We start from the raw sequence: 13,004 nt of genomic DNA, 5'->3' as shown, positions 1-13,004 counted from the left end.
CAGACCCGCTTCAGATGCTGTGCAGTTGCTGAAGGGTGTGATCACTCAGCCAACTTTGAATCCATCATTAGGGCTCGGTGACCAGCTGCAGTCAGCAACCAAGCATCAGAACGAGCAAAGATCAGGTCGTGGGTTTCCGCGATGGATAACCTGAACCCCTCGTCATGATCCCCTGAAGGACGAGCCAAACCAATCAGGAATCGCGTGGTAACTAGCAGCATTGCGAGTGTTTTCGCGGGCCTCCACAAGCCAGCAGCAGGTCCTCCCTCCATCCCGCTCCAGCAGCAACGCATTCGTCCAGGACCAAACCAACAGAGCTGATGCCTCCATGCCGACATTGTCCATAACCCGGAGATCAAGTGCACCAAGTTGATCAAGACGCTTCCATTCCTCCATCAAAGGGTCATCGGCATTCACCAGGAAGGTGTGATCGAACTGCTGACTGAGTTGCTGTTCCAAAGGCCGCAAGCTGGAAAAATCAACAACAAAGCCACAGCTATCCAGCGAACTTGCAGCGAAGTGCACCGTGAATGAACGGCTGTACCCATGCACGAAGCGGCAATGGCCCTGGTGGCGCCACTGCCGGTGACAGCAGGGATAGCCGCTGAAGGCTTTGCTGCAGCTGTAGGGGGTCGGAGAAACGAGCAAGGAGTGAAACGCGGAATGGAGCACGCTGCGGGAAGATTCAGGCGTTGCCCGAATATCCGAGGCCTGATGCAGCCCCTCAGCCCCGCCTTCATTGACCAACTCCGTTTTAACGAAGCGGGGCTGATTCCAGCTGTGGCCCAGGACTGGCTGGACGGTGCGGTGCTGATGGTGGCCTGGATGAACCGGGACGCGATTGAAGCCACCCTGCGCAGCGGTGAGGTGCATTACTGGAGCCGATCACGCCAGGAGCTTTGGCACAAGGGGGCCACAAGCGGTCACATCCAGACGATGCGGGAGATCCGCTACGACTGTGATGCCGACGTGCTGCTGGTGACCGTGGAGCAGGCTGGGGATGTGGCCTGCCACACCGGCTCCCGCAGCTGTTTCTACGAAAACAGCGATGCCCGAACGGGCGGTGGAGCCGAGGCTTTAGCGCCGCCAACGGATGCCTGCACCGAACTGTTCCGGGTGATCGAAGGCAGACGCGAGCAACCGGAAGAGGGCAGCTACACCAACAAGCTGCTGGCGGGGGGAGACAACAGCATCCTCAAGAAAATCGGGGAGGAGAGTGCTGAATTCGTGATGGCCTGCAAAGACGACAACGCTGCCGAGATCGCCGGCGAGGCTGCGGACATCGTCTTCCACATGCAGGTGGCCCTGGCCCATCACGGCGTCAGCTGGCGGCAGGTGCAGGAAGTGCTGGCCGCACGACGGGGCGCCCCGCGCCGGCACTAAGGCAGGCAGGGGCTGTCGCTGCTGATCACAACCTCATCGCCAAGCTCCAAGGTGTCCAACAAGACCCCCAAGGTGAGCTTTCCGGCATTGATGCACCCGCCAGTCACCGCCTTGCCGATCCGGCTCTCGTCATTGGTGCCGTGAATGGCGAAGCTGTACCAGCGGAAGACGCCGTCGTAGGTGTTGAAACGGAAGGGCTGCTCTGTGGCAGGCACAGGAGCCAGGCTGATGTAACCGTTGCCGTATTCCCCGGTTTCCCCGTCACCCTTGAAGTCGATGGAGTTCATGTTGGTGAAGAGGCTCTCGCGCAGTTCCTCTTCCGATTTTCCAGACTGCTTCACCAGTGCTGGATCCATCTCGAAGCGGTCGATGCTGAGGATGGCGTTGACCTGAAACGTTCCGAGCGGGGTGACGCCCTCTTCGAAGGTGGTGCCTTCACAGCCGATGCCATGGCGACCATGGCCAACGCTGAACCGCAAAGGTCCCTCAGCACGATCCAACACACCTTCACTGGCTGCTGGATTGCTGCCGTCCAGCTGAATCCGAATCGGTTCCCGAACCTGAGGTTCCTGCTGGGGCAGGCTGTTGTTGGAACGACAACCCACCAGGCTCACCAGCAAACCAGCCAGTGCCAGGGAACGGATCAGCTGCATCGATCAATCACGACTGCCGGCAGCATGCCGCGCACGAATGGTGACGTCACTCCGGTGATTCAGATTTGACCGGATCGCTGGGCTGTTGAATCGTCGAACCGAAGCGGGTGGGCTGCTGCATCACCCACGCCAGCGTGAAGCGATCCCTCTGGGATGGCACCAAGACCGGATGTTCGCCTTGGCTGATCGCCAGAACATCAGTGGGAACAGAACTGTGGCCCCAGAGGCCAAAGGCATGACCCAGTTCATGCAGAGCTGTGGCCTGCAGTACTTCAGCGCGCAGCCCTGGTGACACCATCACCTTCACCAGGGGTTCAAGCCTTCGGCGGCCCTGGCGCTGCACATCCACAGCCTGAAGCTGTGTGCGTCCGTTGCTAGCGCGCCACACTCCAGCCACCTGCCGGCGAGCCGGACGCTGCCGGTGAATCAACACGTTGGCTTGGTCCGGACTGTCCACCAGCGTGAACGGAACCAGTTCACCCCAGGTGGTCAGCGCCGAGGACACCTGATCAAGCCAGCGTTGGTCCCAGCGGTTGGCCGGCGTGGCGGCGGCGGGCTGAACCCAGACGCACCAGTGCTTCAACACGGGCGGGCCCAGGGAGGTGGTGGCGATGGAGGAGGCATAGCCGGGTCTCTGGCCAGAAGCCTGCTGCTCCAAAGCCACCTGCAGCGTTCGAACCTGCTGTTGTGGAGGACAGAGCTCGGGCTGCATCAGGCGGCTGGGAGACCAACACCGCGGGCCATCAGGGTCGCCATCAACGGAATGCTGGCGAAGCCCACCAATTCAATATTGATGATCCAGGCCAGACGCTTGGCGAGGGCTTCGCTCACCTTCGGCAGCTCACCCTTGCGCAGCGGAATCGCCCAGAGGATGTAGGTGATCGTGGGATAGAGCGACAGCCCCCCCACGGAGAGGTACAAACCAACCTTCCACCAGAACAGCGGATTCTGGGTGTAGAACTCAGCCCCTTGGCCGAAGTGGATGACCCGCAGGATTCCACTGACGAGAAGAGCAAGGGCGGCAATGCCATAAACAATGTCGGTGATCACCATCGCCGTGGCTTCCTGGCGATTCGGATCAGCTTTGATCAGCTTCCGCTCCAGCACCAGAGCGCCGAAGCAGAGCATGAAACTGAGGTAGTGAACGTAGGCAACGCCTGCGTTTTTGGCGATGTCGGACGTGAGAGCGACGGCCAGGGGCATGGGCGTAGCAACAGGAGGTGCGGCGACCTTAGCCACCCAATTGAATTAACAATGAAAGATTCACTTCACCAACAGGAAGAAAGAGTGAAATAGCGCACAAAGTATTAATTCGGGAGTCTTTATTATGACCGCCAGAAAAAAACACTTTGGTTCTAGGTTCAACTCAGCCGTATCGTCATGATGACGAGTTCTCTGAGTGCTTTTCTCGGCGAAATTGGTCGCCATCAACTGCTCACTCCAGAGCAGGAACTTATGATGGGGAGAAAGGTTCAGGCGATGGTCGCCATCACAGAACGCTGTCATCTGGCTGGCGGGAGTGGTCCGGCCTGTGAGTACAGCGATGAAGAAAAAGGTGTAATTCGCCGTGGCGAACGGGCCAAGAATCAGATGATTACGTCCAACCTTCGCCTGGTTGTCAATCTGGCAAAGCGTTATCAGGGCAAGGGCCTGGATCTGCTTGATCTGATTCAGGAGGGAACCCTTGGCCTGACCCGTGCCGTCGAGAAATACGACCCCACCCGCGGCCATCGTTTCTCCACTTACGCCTATTGGTGGATTCGGCAGGGCCTGAACCGAGCACTCTCCACCCAAAGCCGCACGATTCGCATTCCTGTGAATGTGAACGAAAAACTCACAAAATTGCGGGCCGCCAAGGCACGCCTGATGCAGCGCAACGGCCTTAGCCCGAGCGGTGAGCAGCTGGCGGAGTTCATGGAGATCCCCATCGCTGAGGTGGAGGATCTGCTGGCCTGTGAACTGCGCAGCGTCACCGTGAGCCTGCAGGGGGTTGTGAAATCGAAATCCGATCCCTCAGAGCTGGTGGACGTGCTGCCAAGCGATGAGCTGCCGCCGATGGAACGGGCCGAGATCGCCGAGCGCACCGCGTCGGTCTGGTCCTTGCTGGCCAAAGCCAATCTCACCCCGAAAGAGCACACCGTTGTGACCTTGCGCTTTGGGCTGGATGGCACCAACGAATGGCGCACCCTCGCCGAAGTGGCTCGCCATATGAACTGTTCCCGTGAGTATTGCCGTCAGGTGGTGCAGCGGGCCCTGCGCAAACTGCGCAAGACAGGCATTCAGAGCGGACTCGTGGAATCCACACTCTGAACTTCGGCTTGTCCCGCTGGCGTCTTGTTTAGGGACTGGAGAGAGTGGGATCAATCGGCCCCCTCCGCATGACTGACCATGCTGCGCGTACCACCGTTGAAGCCAACGTGCTTGAACGGGAGATGATCGATGAAAGCCTGCTGCGGCGCCTGCTGCAGCGGGCCGGCCGAGGTCTCGCCGCCCCAGCCCTGGAAGCCCTGGAGTTGATGCTTGACCCCGAGACGCCTTCAGCCGCTCGGCTAACCATGCTGGCGGCCCTGAGCTATCTGCTGATGCCCGCCGACCTGATTCCCGACCTGCTGCCGGTGGCCGGTTTCAGTGATGATCTTGTGGCGCTTACGGCCATGGTGGGTTTGTGGAGCAATCACGTCACACCGGCAATCCGGATGCGAGCTCGCCGCAAACTGGATCGCTGGTTTCCCCTGACGCACTGAATCGCAGAACTGAACCGCTGAACTGAATCGCTGATCAATGTCTGGCTGGACCCCTCAATTTGAAGCGGATCTGACTCTGCTACTGAAGGATTGGTTGAAGCAGCAAGGGCGCACACAGGCCGACCTGCGTCGCAACCTGCGTGCGGTCTCGACCCGAATGCCCGCCCTGCTGGAGGTGCTGGAGCGCGAACACAAACTGCGAGGTCTTGCCGGACTGGCTGATCGGCTTTGCAGCGTTGAAGCCGAATGGCATGGCCAGCCTGCAAACGACAGTGCTGGTGGTGCCACAGCGGAGGATGATCCGTTCGGTCAACTTGATCTGCTTTTGCAGGAAATTCGAGACGACTGCACCGACTAGGGGACTTCACCGGCAAAGTGGTGGCTCAGTCAATGCCGCAATGACGCCCACTCAACTCCTCAGCGCCTCCCTCCTGTTGATGATGTCGGTGTTCGGCGCATCCCCCGCCCTCGCCCAAACCGAGGGATGGCTGCGGGGGCCGGGAAGTACCACGGGCAAAGACAGCAAAATTGAGGCCGATTGCGTCACCGCAGAAGACGGCTCGGTCACCTGTGACACCAAGGTGGTGAATCCAGCCAGCGACACCAAAGCTCGCCCTTACTACAACCCTTTCAACGATTGAACATCGTGAGCGGACCCAATCGATCCAAGAGAAGTTTCCTCGGTTTCGTTGATGCTGGCGAGCGGGAGGTTGCTCGGCTGCTCACCCTGATCACAGCTGCTGTGATCAGCGCCGCCATCATCCAGCTGATCATTTCCTTGGGCTCGAAGTTGCTGACCGGAACTGCGGCAACGTGGTTGGGTGACGATCTGATCAAGATCCTTGGCGATCTGCTCACCGTGTTGATCGCTCTGGAGGTGCTGCAAAACATCACCAGTTACCTAAGGCGCCATGTGGTGCAAATCGAACTGGTTCTGGTTACAGCACTTACGGCAGTGGCTCGTAAGGTGATCGTGTTGCCTTCCGGTGCTGAAAACAAACCCCAGCTTCTGGTGGGCCTTGGGATCGCAGTCGTCTCACTGTCGGCTGCTTACTGGTTGGTCAAGCGAGCCAATGCCACTCCCTCCCGCGAACGTCTGGGCCGTGGTGGATCGGCCACCAAGCTTGATTTCGAGGACTGACGGTTGATGAGCAAAGAGGAAGGCCGCCCTTCCCGATGGAAAGACGGCCTAACTCGCTCGTTTGCGCATGGCAATCGACCTCAACTTCAGTGTCTGATGCCTCGGAAAGTCTCCTCCAGCGATGGAACTGATACAGGAAGGTCGAAGCGCCTGGCTTAAGGCACCCTGGGGCCATCGGGTCCAGGTGTGAAGCGGCTCTCCTGCAGGGCACCTACGAACGATGCAGAGGAAAGTCGACTGGCTCGACGCTCTTCGTTGTCGCGCCGGACGAATAGCTTACGAATGGGTGGAAACTGTTGGAGCAGGGGCCAGGAAGTCAGTCTGCTTCCGGGATTTGCTCAGGTGGAGTGTCGGCCGTCATCGGCTCCTCCGATCTCGATGCACACACTCTCGTCCGCGATGAAGCCAACGGCAATCAGCTGTCGTGCTCATTGCTTTGTCGGGGCTGCACGAGCCATCGTGGGAGAGGCGTGCCACTGCAGCAGGTTCAAGCCGCATCCCAGTGCAAGGCCAACCAGAGGGTTCCAGGCGCAGGCTCGGTGCGCTCCACCCTGTGGAGCTGATGTGGCGGAAGCAGAAGATGATCCCCAGGGCTGAGATCGACGATCCGATCGGGGTTCTGCAGCGCAACACAGGCGCTGCCCCGCAGCACAAGCACCCATTCGTGATCGGACTGGTCCATCCATGCGTCATCGGGGGACCGGTAGCCGTTGGACGCAATCAGCAGCAATCTCCACATCTCAGCAGACGCCAACACGCGCGTTGATTCTTCACCGGGGGGAGGGCACGGAGTCGCCAGCAGGTTGGCTTCTCCCCCAGGCCCATGGTCACGCTCACCCCAGCGCCGACCGATGTCGAACCCCCAGGACCTGGCCAGCTGTACAACCTGATTGTGGTCCGCACAGGCCGCCAGCTGTTCACGGCTGCTGGAGTCGTTCCGCACACGCTCCGCAAGGACCTGAAGTTGGGAGATCTTGTTGAGGAAACGGATCAGATCCTGTTCCGCCATGGGGCCACCGCACAGCTCCAACAGTGATCCTGACAACAGACCAATCAGGAGATCGACGCAAAAGTTAGAAGATCCTGACCTTCTGTTTCATGCCGTCCGCAACCAAGGCACTCACCATCGGAGATCTGGAGGCTGGATTCTCGAGCTACTGCCAAGCCCTGCGTCGCCTTGTGGCCGATGGACGCGATCTCAACGCCATTCGCCGGACGGTCTGCTGGGATTACCTAAACAGATTGCACACCTCGCTTCCGAAGGATTACCGCTCTCCCGATGAACTGATCCAGCGGTTCCAGAAGGAGGCATCACCTGCTCAAGCAGACTGATTCAAGCCACACCGTCCCTGTGCTGAGCTCCATCCTTCGCTGCTGCATTGGTGCGTTTCTTGTGCTGCTGCTGAGCCTTGGATCAGGCGGTGCTTCGCTGGCCGCCGGGCGGGATGCCAGCACCGGCGCTCTGTTGTTCGAACAGCACTGCGCCGGATGCCACATCAACGGCGGCAACATCATTCGCCGAGGGAAAAACCTGAAGCTGAAGACCCTCGAGCGTGAGCAGATCGCAACGGTGGACGCCATCGCAGCCATCGCCCGGGAAGGCCGAGGCCAGATGAGTGGTTACGCCGACGTTCTCGGGAGCGAGGGAGATCAGCTTGTGGCGGAATGGGTGCTCATGCAGGCTCAGAACGCCTGGACCCAGGGATAAACCTCGAGCGCCGTCCAGATTCCCTGCTTCCAATAAACGTCGTCCTCAACCAGCATGCGAACGACGTAGAGGCTGTCGGCCTCGAAGATCCCGAAAACATGGGTGCTTCCCTCAGTGGGTCCGAGCGTGACCAGCGTTCCCTGATCTTTCAAGCCCTGAAGGCGAGCAAGATGTTCATCACGATAAGGAGCACGCTTCACAAGAGCATCCGTGCAGTAAGTGCCCCACAAGACGAAACGTGCCATAGCGAAGGATGAAATACCGAAGAACTTTTCAAAGAAAAATGATGGCATAACGACTTGCACAAACGCTATGTTGTGAAGGTTGATTTCTCTCGAAAGCGATGCTCACTGGGAGCGACCTTCTCAATAAAGTCAAAGACCTAGGTGACGTCAGCAAGTCTGATCTTGTTCGTGCCTGTGGCTATGTCTCCGATAAAAAAGATGGTGGCGAGCGTTTGAATTTCACCGCTTTTTATGAGGCACTACTGGAAGCCAAAGGCGTGAGTCTTGGCATGGGTGGTGTTGGCGGCGTGGGCAAAGGAGGCCGCAAACTCAGCTACGTGGCCACCGTTCAAGGCAACGGCAATCTGCTGATCGGCAAGGCTTATACGGCTCTGCTCGACCTGAAGCCTGGAGATGAATTTGAAATCAAACTGGGGCGCAAACAAATTCGTCTGACACCTGTTGGTGGCAGTGACGAAGACGAGGAGTGAATCAAACCGTAATCGATGAACCCCGGCCTTAGCTGGGGTTTTTTCATGCTCTGGTTCGTGCCCTAACCGAATGGCAGCCGTTAAGGCTGATCCGCCGCGGCACGCAGCTCAGCGCAAAAACGACCAGCTTCCTGTGCAATTTCTCCTGGCGATGCTGCAGCCATCCGCTTCACGAGCGCGCTGCCCACAATCGCTCCATCGGAACCCCAGCCCCGAACCTGTCGCACCTGCTCCGCCCCAGAGATACCGAAACCAACCGCAACAGGAACCGGAGAGGTTTGTTTGAGTTGCTGCACCAAACCTTCAACCCTGCTTTCCATCTGAGCTCGCTCACCGGTGACGCCAGTGACACTCACCAGATAGGTGAAACCACGGCTGCATTTGGCAATCCGACCCATCCGATCTTGAGGAGTGGTGGGTGCAACCAAGAGCACCAAATCCAAGCCATGACGCTCGGCGATGGTTGACAACCGCTCGGCCTCCTCGAGGGGGAGATCAGGCACCACCAAACCCGCCGCACCAGCCTCCGCTGCAGACTGGCAGAACGCCTCCATCCCCACATTGAGCAGTGGATTGGAATACGTGAACAGGATCACCGGGATCTGCAGCTGACCCTTCAACGACTGCAGCATGTCCAGCACGCCCGTTGGCGTGGTTCCGGCAGCAAGGGCACGGGACGCAGCGGCCTGAATGACCGGCCCATCCGCGAGCGGGTCGCTGTACGGCATCCCCAGTTCCACCATGTCGGCCCCTGCCATTTGCAGACTGAGAAGCACATCAGCGGTGACCGCGAGATCAGGATCGCCAGCCATCAGGAATGGCATCAAGGCAAGGCGACCGTCCTGCTTCAGCTGCTCAAAGCGCTGGGCGATGGAAGAGGACTGCTGATTGGGCATCTCGGTCAACCGACCAGGAACAAACTTCGAAAGCCTATGAGTCGACGGGGGCCTCACCGTCTGTGGGACCCAAGCGATCAGCCCCAATTTTGCGCAGCAGCGCCTGCTGTTCCTCCTCGGGAAGAGCATCAAAACAGGCTTGAAGCGCTTCAGCTTCCTGTTTGTCGTACACCTCGCGGTAACGACGCCGCTGATCCATGTAGGTCATCTGACCGGTGACCACACGAAACAGGTAGGAACTTGTCCACACCACCACAATCACAACCAGCAGGGCCTCCGCAGCAATCCCTGCCGTGAAGCCTTCAAAGCCCGCAGCCTGAAAGCCAACCTGACCAAGTCCTCCAAGCAGGAGGACTACTAGTCCGATCAGAAGAACTTTTCCACGCGTCAAGTCAGACGTCTCCCTGTCCGCTCAGCCGGAAGTTGAGGAAGGGGGCAAACAGGATCATCCCAGGGAAAAAGAAGAAGACCATGCCATAAATCCCCAGACGCTCCAGTTTGCCCATGCGATGCCAGCGCTGGTTCATCCACGCGTACAGGGCGAGGGGAACGACAACGAGGTACAGGCCGCCCAGAACGGTGTAGGCCAATAGAACCAACAACGTGTCCTGTGGGATTTGAGAAAGCAGGGACGAAAGGTCCAAGGCCTGAGGACAGCTGGAGGTAAATCTAAGATGTTCTGGCGGGGGCATGGCGGAATCGGTAGACGCACGCGACTTAAAATCGCTTGGGCCGAAAGGCCTGTGGGGGTTCAAGTCCCCCTGCCCCCACCACCAGGCGTCAGGACGGCAGCAACTCAGCGAGCTTGGTGCGGAAGTCTCCCTTGGGCAAGCCGCCCTTCAGTTCTCCCTCGATTGAAAAATCTCCATCGGGATCGTTCACCAACAGGTAGGTGGGCCAGCCCATGCCCTCCTTGTTGGGGTACTGCTTGAGCAGGATCTTCCGGTATTTGCGATACATCTCCGTGTCCTGCAGCATCACGGAGATAAAGCTGCAGCCGAGTTCCTCGGCCACCTTGCCGTCGTAGTGACTCATGCGGTGACAGGTGCCGCAATCTTCAGAGCTGAACTTGATCAGGTGCATTGGCAACGGCCCAGGACAGGATCTCTCCAGCATGGAAAGGAACCAGTCCATTCACAAGTTCCGGCACGAGATGATCACGCCGTTGCAACGTGATGCGATGGGTGTTGGCTGGAAGCTTGTAGAAAGCCGGCCCATTCAGGCTGGTGAAGGCTTCGAAATGCTCCAGAGCGCCCTCCTGATCAAAAACCTGTGCATAACTCTCCAAGGCGAAGGGCGCATTAAAGATGCCGGCGCAACCGCAGGCACTTTCCTTGGATGACCGTTCGTGAGGTGCCGTGTCGGTGCCGAGAAAGAAGCTTGGGTCACCGCTGGTGGCCGCCCGGCGCAGGGCTTGACGGTGGCATTCCCGCTTGGCCACGGGGAGGCAATAGAAATCACTGCGCAACCCACCGGCGAACATCGCGTTGCGATTGATGTGCAGATGGTGGGGGGTGATGGTGGCGGCAAGATGACGGTCCGCTGAGCTGACGTACTGCACCGCCTGTTCAGTGGTGATGTGCTCTAACACAACCTTCAGCTCGGGATGACGCTCCCGCAGCGGTTCCAGATGGCGTTCGATGAACGCTGCCTCACGGTCGAAGATGTCGATCTCGGGATCCGTGACTTCACCATGGATCAGCAAGGGCATGCCGATCCGAGCCATCGTTTCCAGCACAGGATCGATCTGCAGCAAGTCCGTCACCCCTGCGGCGGAATTGGTGGTGGCGTTGGCGGGATAAAGCTTGGCGGCAGCGAAAACACCCTCTCGAAAACCCGTCTCCAGCTCGGCAGGAGCGATCGAATCAGTGAGGTACGCCGTCATCAGAGGGGTGAACTCCAGATCAGCGGGGCACGCCGCCTGAATGCGATCGCGGTAGGCCTGTGCAGCCGCCACGGTGGTCACCGGGGGACGCAGGTTGGGCATCACGATGGCTCGCTGAAAACGGCGGGCTGTATGGGCCACGACCTGGTTCAGCATCTCTCCATCGCGGAGATGCACGTGCCAATCATCTGGAGCGATGATCGAGATCTGATCAGACATTCAGCGGCATACCGTTCACGGCAAGGCGCAGGGCATCGAGGCGATCACCGGTGATGTGGCTTTGGGGGAGCCGTTCCAACAGTTTCAGCTTCTGAAGACGCTTCTCCGTGCTGCCCGTTGCACCGACCATGAACACCTGGCGTCCTTCTTCAATCGCTTCCTTCACGGCATTCTCGAGGGCAATCGCAGCGGTCACCCCCAAGTGGGACACCTCTGAGAGGTCGAAGACCACCGCCTGACAATTGCCGATGGCGTTGTGCTCACGCGAGATGGCCTTGGCCACGCCGAAGATCATCGGACCAGCGAGCTGGAACAGGAGAACCTTGCCGGAGGCCTGATCCAGCAACACCTGCTCTTCATCGGTCAGCTCCACATCGTCATCGGCCGTGCTGATCGTTTTCACTTTTCTGGACTGCAAGGCGCTCATCCGATCAATGGTGAGCACGTTGGCCACGAAAACTCCGATACCCACTGCAGTGATGAGATCCACCAGCACCGTGAGCGCAATCACGCCGTAAGTGATCACCGCAGCTTTCACCGAGAGATGGTGGGCCCGTTGGAGGAAATCCCAATCGATGATGTCGATGCCCACCTTCAGGGCGATGCCCGCCAGCACAGCAAGGGGAATCGTGGACGCAAGGGGCGCGGCGGCCAGAACGACCACCATCAGAATCAGCGCTCGGACAATGCCTGACAAGGCCGAACGTCCGCCGGCCTGAATGTTGACCACGGTGCCCATCGTGGCTCCCGCCCCAGGCAGTCCGCCAAAGACGCCCGAAGCGATGTTGGCCAGACCCTGACCCACCAATTCCTTGTTGGAGTTGTGCTCCGTGCGGGTAAGGCTGTCAGCCACCACGGAGGTAAGCAGCGCATCGATGCAGCCGAGCATGCCCAGCACTGCGGCATCCACGAACATCAAACGCAGCTGTCCGCCCGAGAAGGTGGGCACATGCAGGCTGGGGAGCTCAGCATTAAACGGCGGAATGGTCTTGAGACCGGCGTTGTGGAAGAAGGTCATCGACAGCACCGTTCCCAACATCAGCGCCAGCAGCTGCGGCGGGCAGAAACGCTTCACGCTGGCGGGGGTGAACCAGAGGATCGCAACGGTGATCAACGCCAGCGCCAGCTCCATTGGCTGAATGCCAGCAATCAAGCCCGGCAGGTTGGACAGGGTTCCCATCACCCCGCCCGATGCGGTCTGCCCCAAGAAGGCGGGCAGCTGGAGAATCACCAAGATGGCTCCAATCCCCGACATGAAGCCAGAGATCACTGTGTAGGGCATCTGGGTGACGTACCGACCCAGACGGAAGACACCGAAAAGGATCTGAAACAGACCCGCCAGGATGACCACGGTGAAGGCCATGGCCATGGCCGTTTCCTTGTCCGGAGCTGTGGCGGTGAAGCTCAGGATCACCGAGGTGAACACCACGGTCATCGGACCTGTGGGTTCAGAGATCAAAGTGGGCGTTCCACCGAAAAGAGAAGCCACCAAGCCGATGATCACGGCGCCCCAAAGCCCGGGGGCGGGGTCACCCGTGGCGGCAACCCCGAAGGCCAGGGCCATCGGCAGAGCAATAACCGCGGCGGTCACGCCACCAAAGGCGTCACCACGCAGGTTGCTGGTGCTGATCCGGTTCAACAAGGTTTCTTATCTATTACC

The 13,004-nt window shown here is 59.1% G+C and carries 21 protein-coding genes and 1 tRNA gene; 10 read left to right on the top strand and 12 right to left on the bottom strand.

Going from position 1 to position 13,004, the window contains the following annotated elements; translation table 11 throughout:
* Positions 1-162 precede the first annotated feature (162 nt).
* Positions 163-648 carry a 6-carboxytetrahydropterin synthase gene (locus SYNCC9605_RS05070; RefSeq protein ID WP_011363987.1) on the bottom strand — a complete coding sequence of 162 codons (486 nt, stop codon included), beginning with the start codon at positions 646-648 and terminating at the stop codon, positions 163-165.
* Between the two features lie 66 nt (positions 649-714).
* Between SYNCC9605_RS05070 and hisIE the strand changes: the two genes are divergently transcribed.
* Entirely contained in the window at positions 715-1,383 is a 669-nt protein-coding gene (gene hisIE / locus SYNCC9605_RS05065; RefSeq protein ID WP_041434560.1) for a bifunctional phosphoribosyl-AMP cyclohydrolase/phosphoribosyl-ATP diphosphatase HisIE, read from the top strand.
* Here the strand turns inward: hisIE and SYNCC9605_RS05060 are convergent.
* From SYNCC9605_RS05060 to SYNCC9605_RS05050, 3 genes are read right to left on the bottom strand one after another with little or no spacing between them, the layout of a single operon-like run.
* Positions 1,380-2,036, bottom strand: coding sequence for a L,D-transpeptidase (locus SYNCC9605_RS05060; protein WP_011363985.1), 657 nt, complete (start codon positions 2,034-2,036; stop codon positions 1,380-1,382). The genes hisIE and SYNCC9605_RS05060 overlap by 4 nt on opposite strands.
* 46 nt (positions 2,037-2,082) lie before the next feature.
* Positions 2,083-2,748, bottom strand: coding sequence for a peptidase (locus SYNCC9605_RS05055; RefSeq protein ID WP_011363984.1), 666 nt, complete (start codon positions 2,746-2,748; stop codon positions 2,083-2,085).
* A complete protein-coding gene (locus SYNCC9605_RS05050; RefSeq protein ID WP_011363983.1) occupies positions 2,748-3,239 on the bottom strand; it encodes a DUF2214 family protein in 492 nt (163 codons plus the stop codon). Before SYNCC9605_RS05050 ends, SYNCC9605_RS05055 begins: the two co-directional genes overlap by 1 nt.
* A gap of 180 nt (positions 3,240-3,419) precedes the next feature.
* Here SYNCC9605_RS05050 and SYNCC9605_RS05045 point away from each other — a divergent pair, with 180 nt between their 5' ends.
* From SYNCC9605_RS05045 to SYNCC9605_RS05025, 5 genes are all read left to right on the top strand, one after another.
* Positions 3,420-4,346, top strand: a complete 927-nt coding sequence (locus SYNCC9605_RS05045; protein ID WP_041434557.1) for a sigma-70 family RNA polymerase sigma factor — start codon at positions 3,420-3,422, stop codon at positions 4,344-4,346.
* 68 nt (positions 4,347-4,414) lie between these two features.
* Positions 4,415-4,780, top strand: coding sequence for a YkvA family protein (locus tag SYNCC9605_RS05040; protein WP_041434555.1), 366 nt, complete (start codon positions 4,415-4,417; stop codon positions 4,778-4,780).
* 37 nt (positions 4,781-4,817) lie between these two features.
* Positions 4,818-5,138, top strand: a complete 321-nt coding sequence (locus SYNCC9605_RS05035; RefSeq protein WP_011363980.1) for a hypothetical protein — start codon at positions 4,818-4,820, stop codon at positions 5,136-5,138.
* Positions 5,139-5,178: 40 nt separating this feature from the next.
* Positions 5,179-5,421 (top strand): hypothetical protein, encoded by a 243-nt coding sequence (locus SYNCC9605_RS05030; protein WP_041434552.1) that lies wholly within the window; start codon positions 5,179-5,181, stop codon positions 5,419-5,421.
* 5 nt (positions 5,422-5,426) lie between these two features.
* The gene (locus SYNCC9605_RS05025) at positions 5,427-5,921 is read left to right on the top strand and encodes a phosphate-starvation-inducible PsiE family protein (protein ID WP_011363978.1); all 495 of its coding nucleotides are present in this window, start codon (positions 5,427-5,429) and stop codon (positions 5,919-5,921) included.
* A gap of 487 nt (positions 5,922-6,408) precedes the next feature.
* On the opposite strand, the gene SYNCC9605_RS05020 is transcribed toward SYNCC9605_RS05025, so the two are convergent.
* Complete coding sequence (locus SYNCC9605_RS05020; RefSeq protein ID WP_011363977.1) at positions 6,409-6,930, bottom strand: Nif11 domain/cupin domain-containing protein; 522 nt, start codon at positions 6,928-6,930, stop codon at positions 6,409-6,411.
* An 89-nt stretch (positions 6,931-7,019) separates the two neighbouring features.
* Here SYNCC9605_RS05020 and SYNCC9605_RS05015 point away from each other — a divergent pair, with 89 nt between their 5' ends.
* Together SYNCC9605_RS05015 and SYNCC9605_RS05010 are read left to right on the top strand one after the other, a co-directional pair.
* The gene (locus SYNCC9605_RS05015) at positions 7,020-7,253 is read left to right on the top strand and encodes a DUF3136 domain-containing protein (RefSeq protein WP_011363976.1); all 234 of its coding nucleotides are present in this window, start codon (positions 7,020-7,022) and stop codon (positions 7,251-7,253) included.
* A gap of 19 nt (positions 7,254-7,272) precedes the next feature.
* Positions 7,273-7,629, top strand: coding sequence for a c-type cytochrome (locus tag SYNCC9605_RS05010; protein ID WP_156782999.1), 357 nt, complete (start codon positions 7,273-7,275; stop codon positions 7,627-7,629).
* On the opposite strand, the gene SYNCC9605_RS05005 is transcribed toward SYNCC9605_RS05010, so the two are convergent.
* Complete coding sequence (locus tag SYNCC9605_RS05005; protein ID WP_011363974.1) at positions 7,605-7,874, bottom strand: YciI family protein; 270 nt, start codon at positions 7,872-7,874, stop codon at positions 7,605-7,607. The two genes, SYNCC9605_RS05010 and SYNCC9605_RS05005, sit on opposite strands and share 25 nt — an antisense overlap.
* 98 nt (positions 7,875-7,972) lie before the next feature.
* Between SYNCC9605_RS05005 and SYNCC9605_RS05000 the strand changes: the two genes are divergently transcribed.
* Positions 7,973-8,344 carry an AbrB family transcriptional regulator gene (locus tag SYNCC9605_RS05000; protein ID WP_011363973.1) on the top strand — a complete coding sequence of 124 codons (372 nt, stop codon included), beginning with the start codon at positions 7,973-7,975 and terminating at the stop codon, positions 8,342-8,344.
* A gap of 80 nt (positions 8,345-8,424) precedes the next feature.
* Here the strand turns inward: SYNCC9605_RS05000 and trpA are convergent, their stop codons facing one another.
* From trpA to SYNCC9605_RS04985, 3 genes are read right to left on the bottom strand one after another with little or no spacing between them, the layout of a single operon-like run.
* On the bottom strand, positions 8,425-9,240 hold the full coding sequence (gene trpA, locus SYNCC9605_RS04995; protein WP_041434551.1) for a tryptophan synthase subunit alpha: 816 nt from the start codon (positions 9,238-9,240) through the stop codon (positions 8,425-8,427).
* Between the two features lie 34 nt (positions 9,241-9,274).
* Positions 9,275-9,631 (bottom strand): DUF3007 family protein, encoded by a 357-nt coding sequence (locus SYNCC9605_RS04990; protein ID WP_011363971.1) that lies wholly within the window; start codon positions 9,629-9,631, stop codon positions 9,275-9,277.
* Position 9,632: 1 nt separating this feature from the next.
* Positions 9,633-9,884 (bottom strand): NAD(P)H-quinone oxidoreductase subunit L, encoded by a 252-nt coding sequence (locus tag SYNCC9605_RS04985; protein WP_011363970.1) that lies wholly within the window; start codon positions 9,882-9,884, stop codon positions 9,633-9,635.
* A 40-nt stretch (positions 9,885-9,924) separates the two neighbouring features.
* Between SYNCC9605_RS04985 and SYNCC9605_RS04980 the strand changes: the two genes are divergently transcribed.
* Positions 9,925-10,013, top strand: a tRNA-Leu gene (locus SYNCC9605_RS04980).
* A gap of 7 nt (positions 10,014-10,020) precedes the next feature.
* On the opposite strand, the gene SYNCC9605_RS04975 is transcribed toward SYNCC9605_RS04980, so the two are convergent.
* The 3 genes from SYNCC9605_RS04975 to SYNCC9605_RS04965 are packed head-to-tail and all read right to left on the bottom strand — an operon-like array spanning position 10,021 to position 12,986.
* Positions 10,021-10,323 carry a thioredoxin family protein gene (locus SYNCC9605_RS04975; protein WP_011363969.1) on the bottom strand — a complete coding sequence of 101 codons (303 nt, stop codon included), beginning with the start codon at positions 10,321-10,323 and terminating at the stop codon, positions 10,021-10,023.
* Positions 10,298-11,344, bottom strand: coding sequence for a dihydroorotase (gene pyrC / locus SYNCC9605_RS04970; protein WP_011363968.1), 1,047 nt, complete (start codon positions 11,342-11,344; stop codon positions 10,298-10,300). Before pyrC ends, SYNCC9605_RS04975 begins: the two co-directional genes overlap by 26 nt.
* Positions 11,337-12,986 carry a SulP family inorganic anion transporter gene (locus tag SYNCC9605_RS04965; RefSeq protein WP_011363967.1) on the bottom strand — a complete coding sequence of 550 codons (1,650 nt, stop codon included), beginning with the start codon at positions 12,984-12,986 and terminating at the stop codon, positions 11,337-11,339. The genes pyrC and SYNCC9605_RS04965 overlap by 8 nt, the downstream gene beginning before the upstream one ends.
* Between the last annotated feature and the right edge of the window lie 18 nt (positions 12,987-13,004).

This window comes from Synechococcus sp. CC9605 (assembly GCF_000012625.1).
GTDB lineage: Bacteria > Cyanobacteriota > Cyanobacteriia > PCC-6307 > Cyanobiaceae > Parasynechococcus.
This window is presented reverse-complemented; position numbering and strand designations above follow the sequence as displayed.

Bases quoted from the DNA above. Each gene is read 5' to 3' on its own strand.
- SYNCC9605_RS05050 (WP_011363983.1), bottom strand. From the start codon at position 3,239: ATGCCCCTGGCCGTCGCTCTCACGTCCGACATCGCCAAAAACGCAGGC.
- trpA (WP_041434551.1), bottom strand. From the start codon at position 9,240: ATGCCCAATCAGCAGTCCTCTTCCATCGCCCAGCGCTTTGAGCAGCTG.
- hisIE (WP_041434560.1), top strand. From the start codon at position 715: ATGCAGCCCCTCAGCCCCGCCTTCATTGACCAACTCCGTTTTAACGAA.
- SYNCC9605_RS05005 (WP_011363974.1), bottom strand. From the start codon at position 7,874: ATGGCACGTTTCGTCTTGTGGGGCACTTACTGCACGGATGCTCTTGTG.
- SYNCC9605_RS05015 (WP_011363976.1), top strand. From the start codon at position 7,020: ATGCCGTCCGCAACCAAGGCACTCACCATCGGAGATCTGGAGGCTGGA.
- SYNCC9605_RS05020 (WP_011363977.1), bottom strand. From the start codon at position 6,930: ATGGCGGAACAGGATCTGATCCGTTTCCTCAACAAGATCTCCCAACTT.
- SYNCC9605_RS05045 (WP_041434557.1), top strand. From the start codon at position 3,420: ATGACGAGTTCTCTGAGTGCTTTTCTCGGCGAAATTGGTCGCCATCAA.
- SYNCC9605_RS05000 (WP_011363973.1), top strand. From the start codon at position 7,973: ATGCTCACTGGGAGCGACCTTCTCAATAAAGTCAAAGACCTAGGTGAC.
- SYNCC9605_RS05060 (WP_011363985.1), bottom strand. From the start codon at position 2,036: ATGCAGCTGATCCGTTCCCTGGCACTGGCTGGTTTGCTGGTGAGCCTG.
- pyrC (WP_011363968.1), bottom strand. From the start codon at position 11,344: ATGTCTGATCAGATCTCGATCATCGCTCCAGATGATTGGCACGTGCAT.
- SYNCC9605_RS04975 (WP_011363969.1), bottom strand. From the start codon at position 10,323: ATGCACCTGATCAAGTTCAGCTCTGAAGATTGCGGCACCTGTCACCGC.
- SYNCC9605_RS05040 (WP_041434555.1), top strand. From the start codon at position 4,415: ATGACTGACCATGCTGCGCGTACCACCGTTGAAGCCAACGTGCTTGAA.
- SYNCC9605_RS05030 (WP_041434552.1), top strand. From the start codon at position 5,179: ATGACGCCCACTCAACTCCTCAGCGCCTCCCTCCTGTTGATGATGTCG.
- SYNCC9605_RS05055 (WP_011363984.1), bottom strand. From the start codon at position 2,748: ATGCAGCCCGAGCTCTGTCCTCCACAACAGCAGGTTCGAACGCTGCAG.
- SYNCC9605_RS05035 (WP_011363980.1), top strand. From the start codon at position 4,818: ATGTCTGGCTGGACCCCTCAATTTGAAGCGGATCTGACTCTGCTACTG.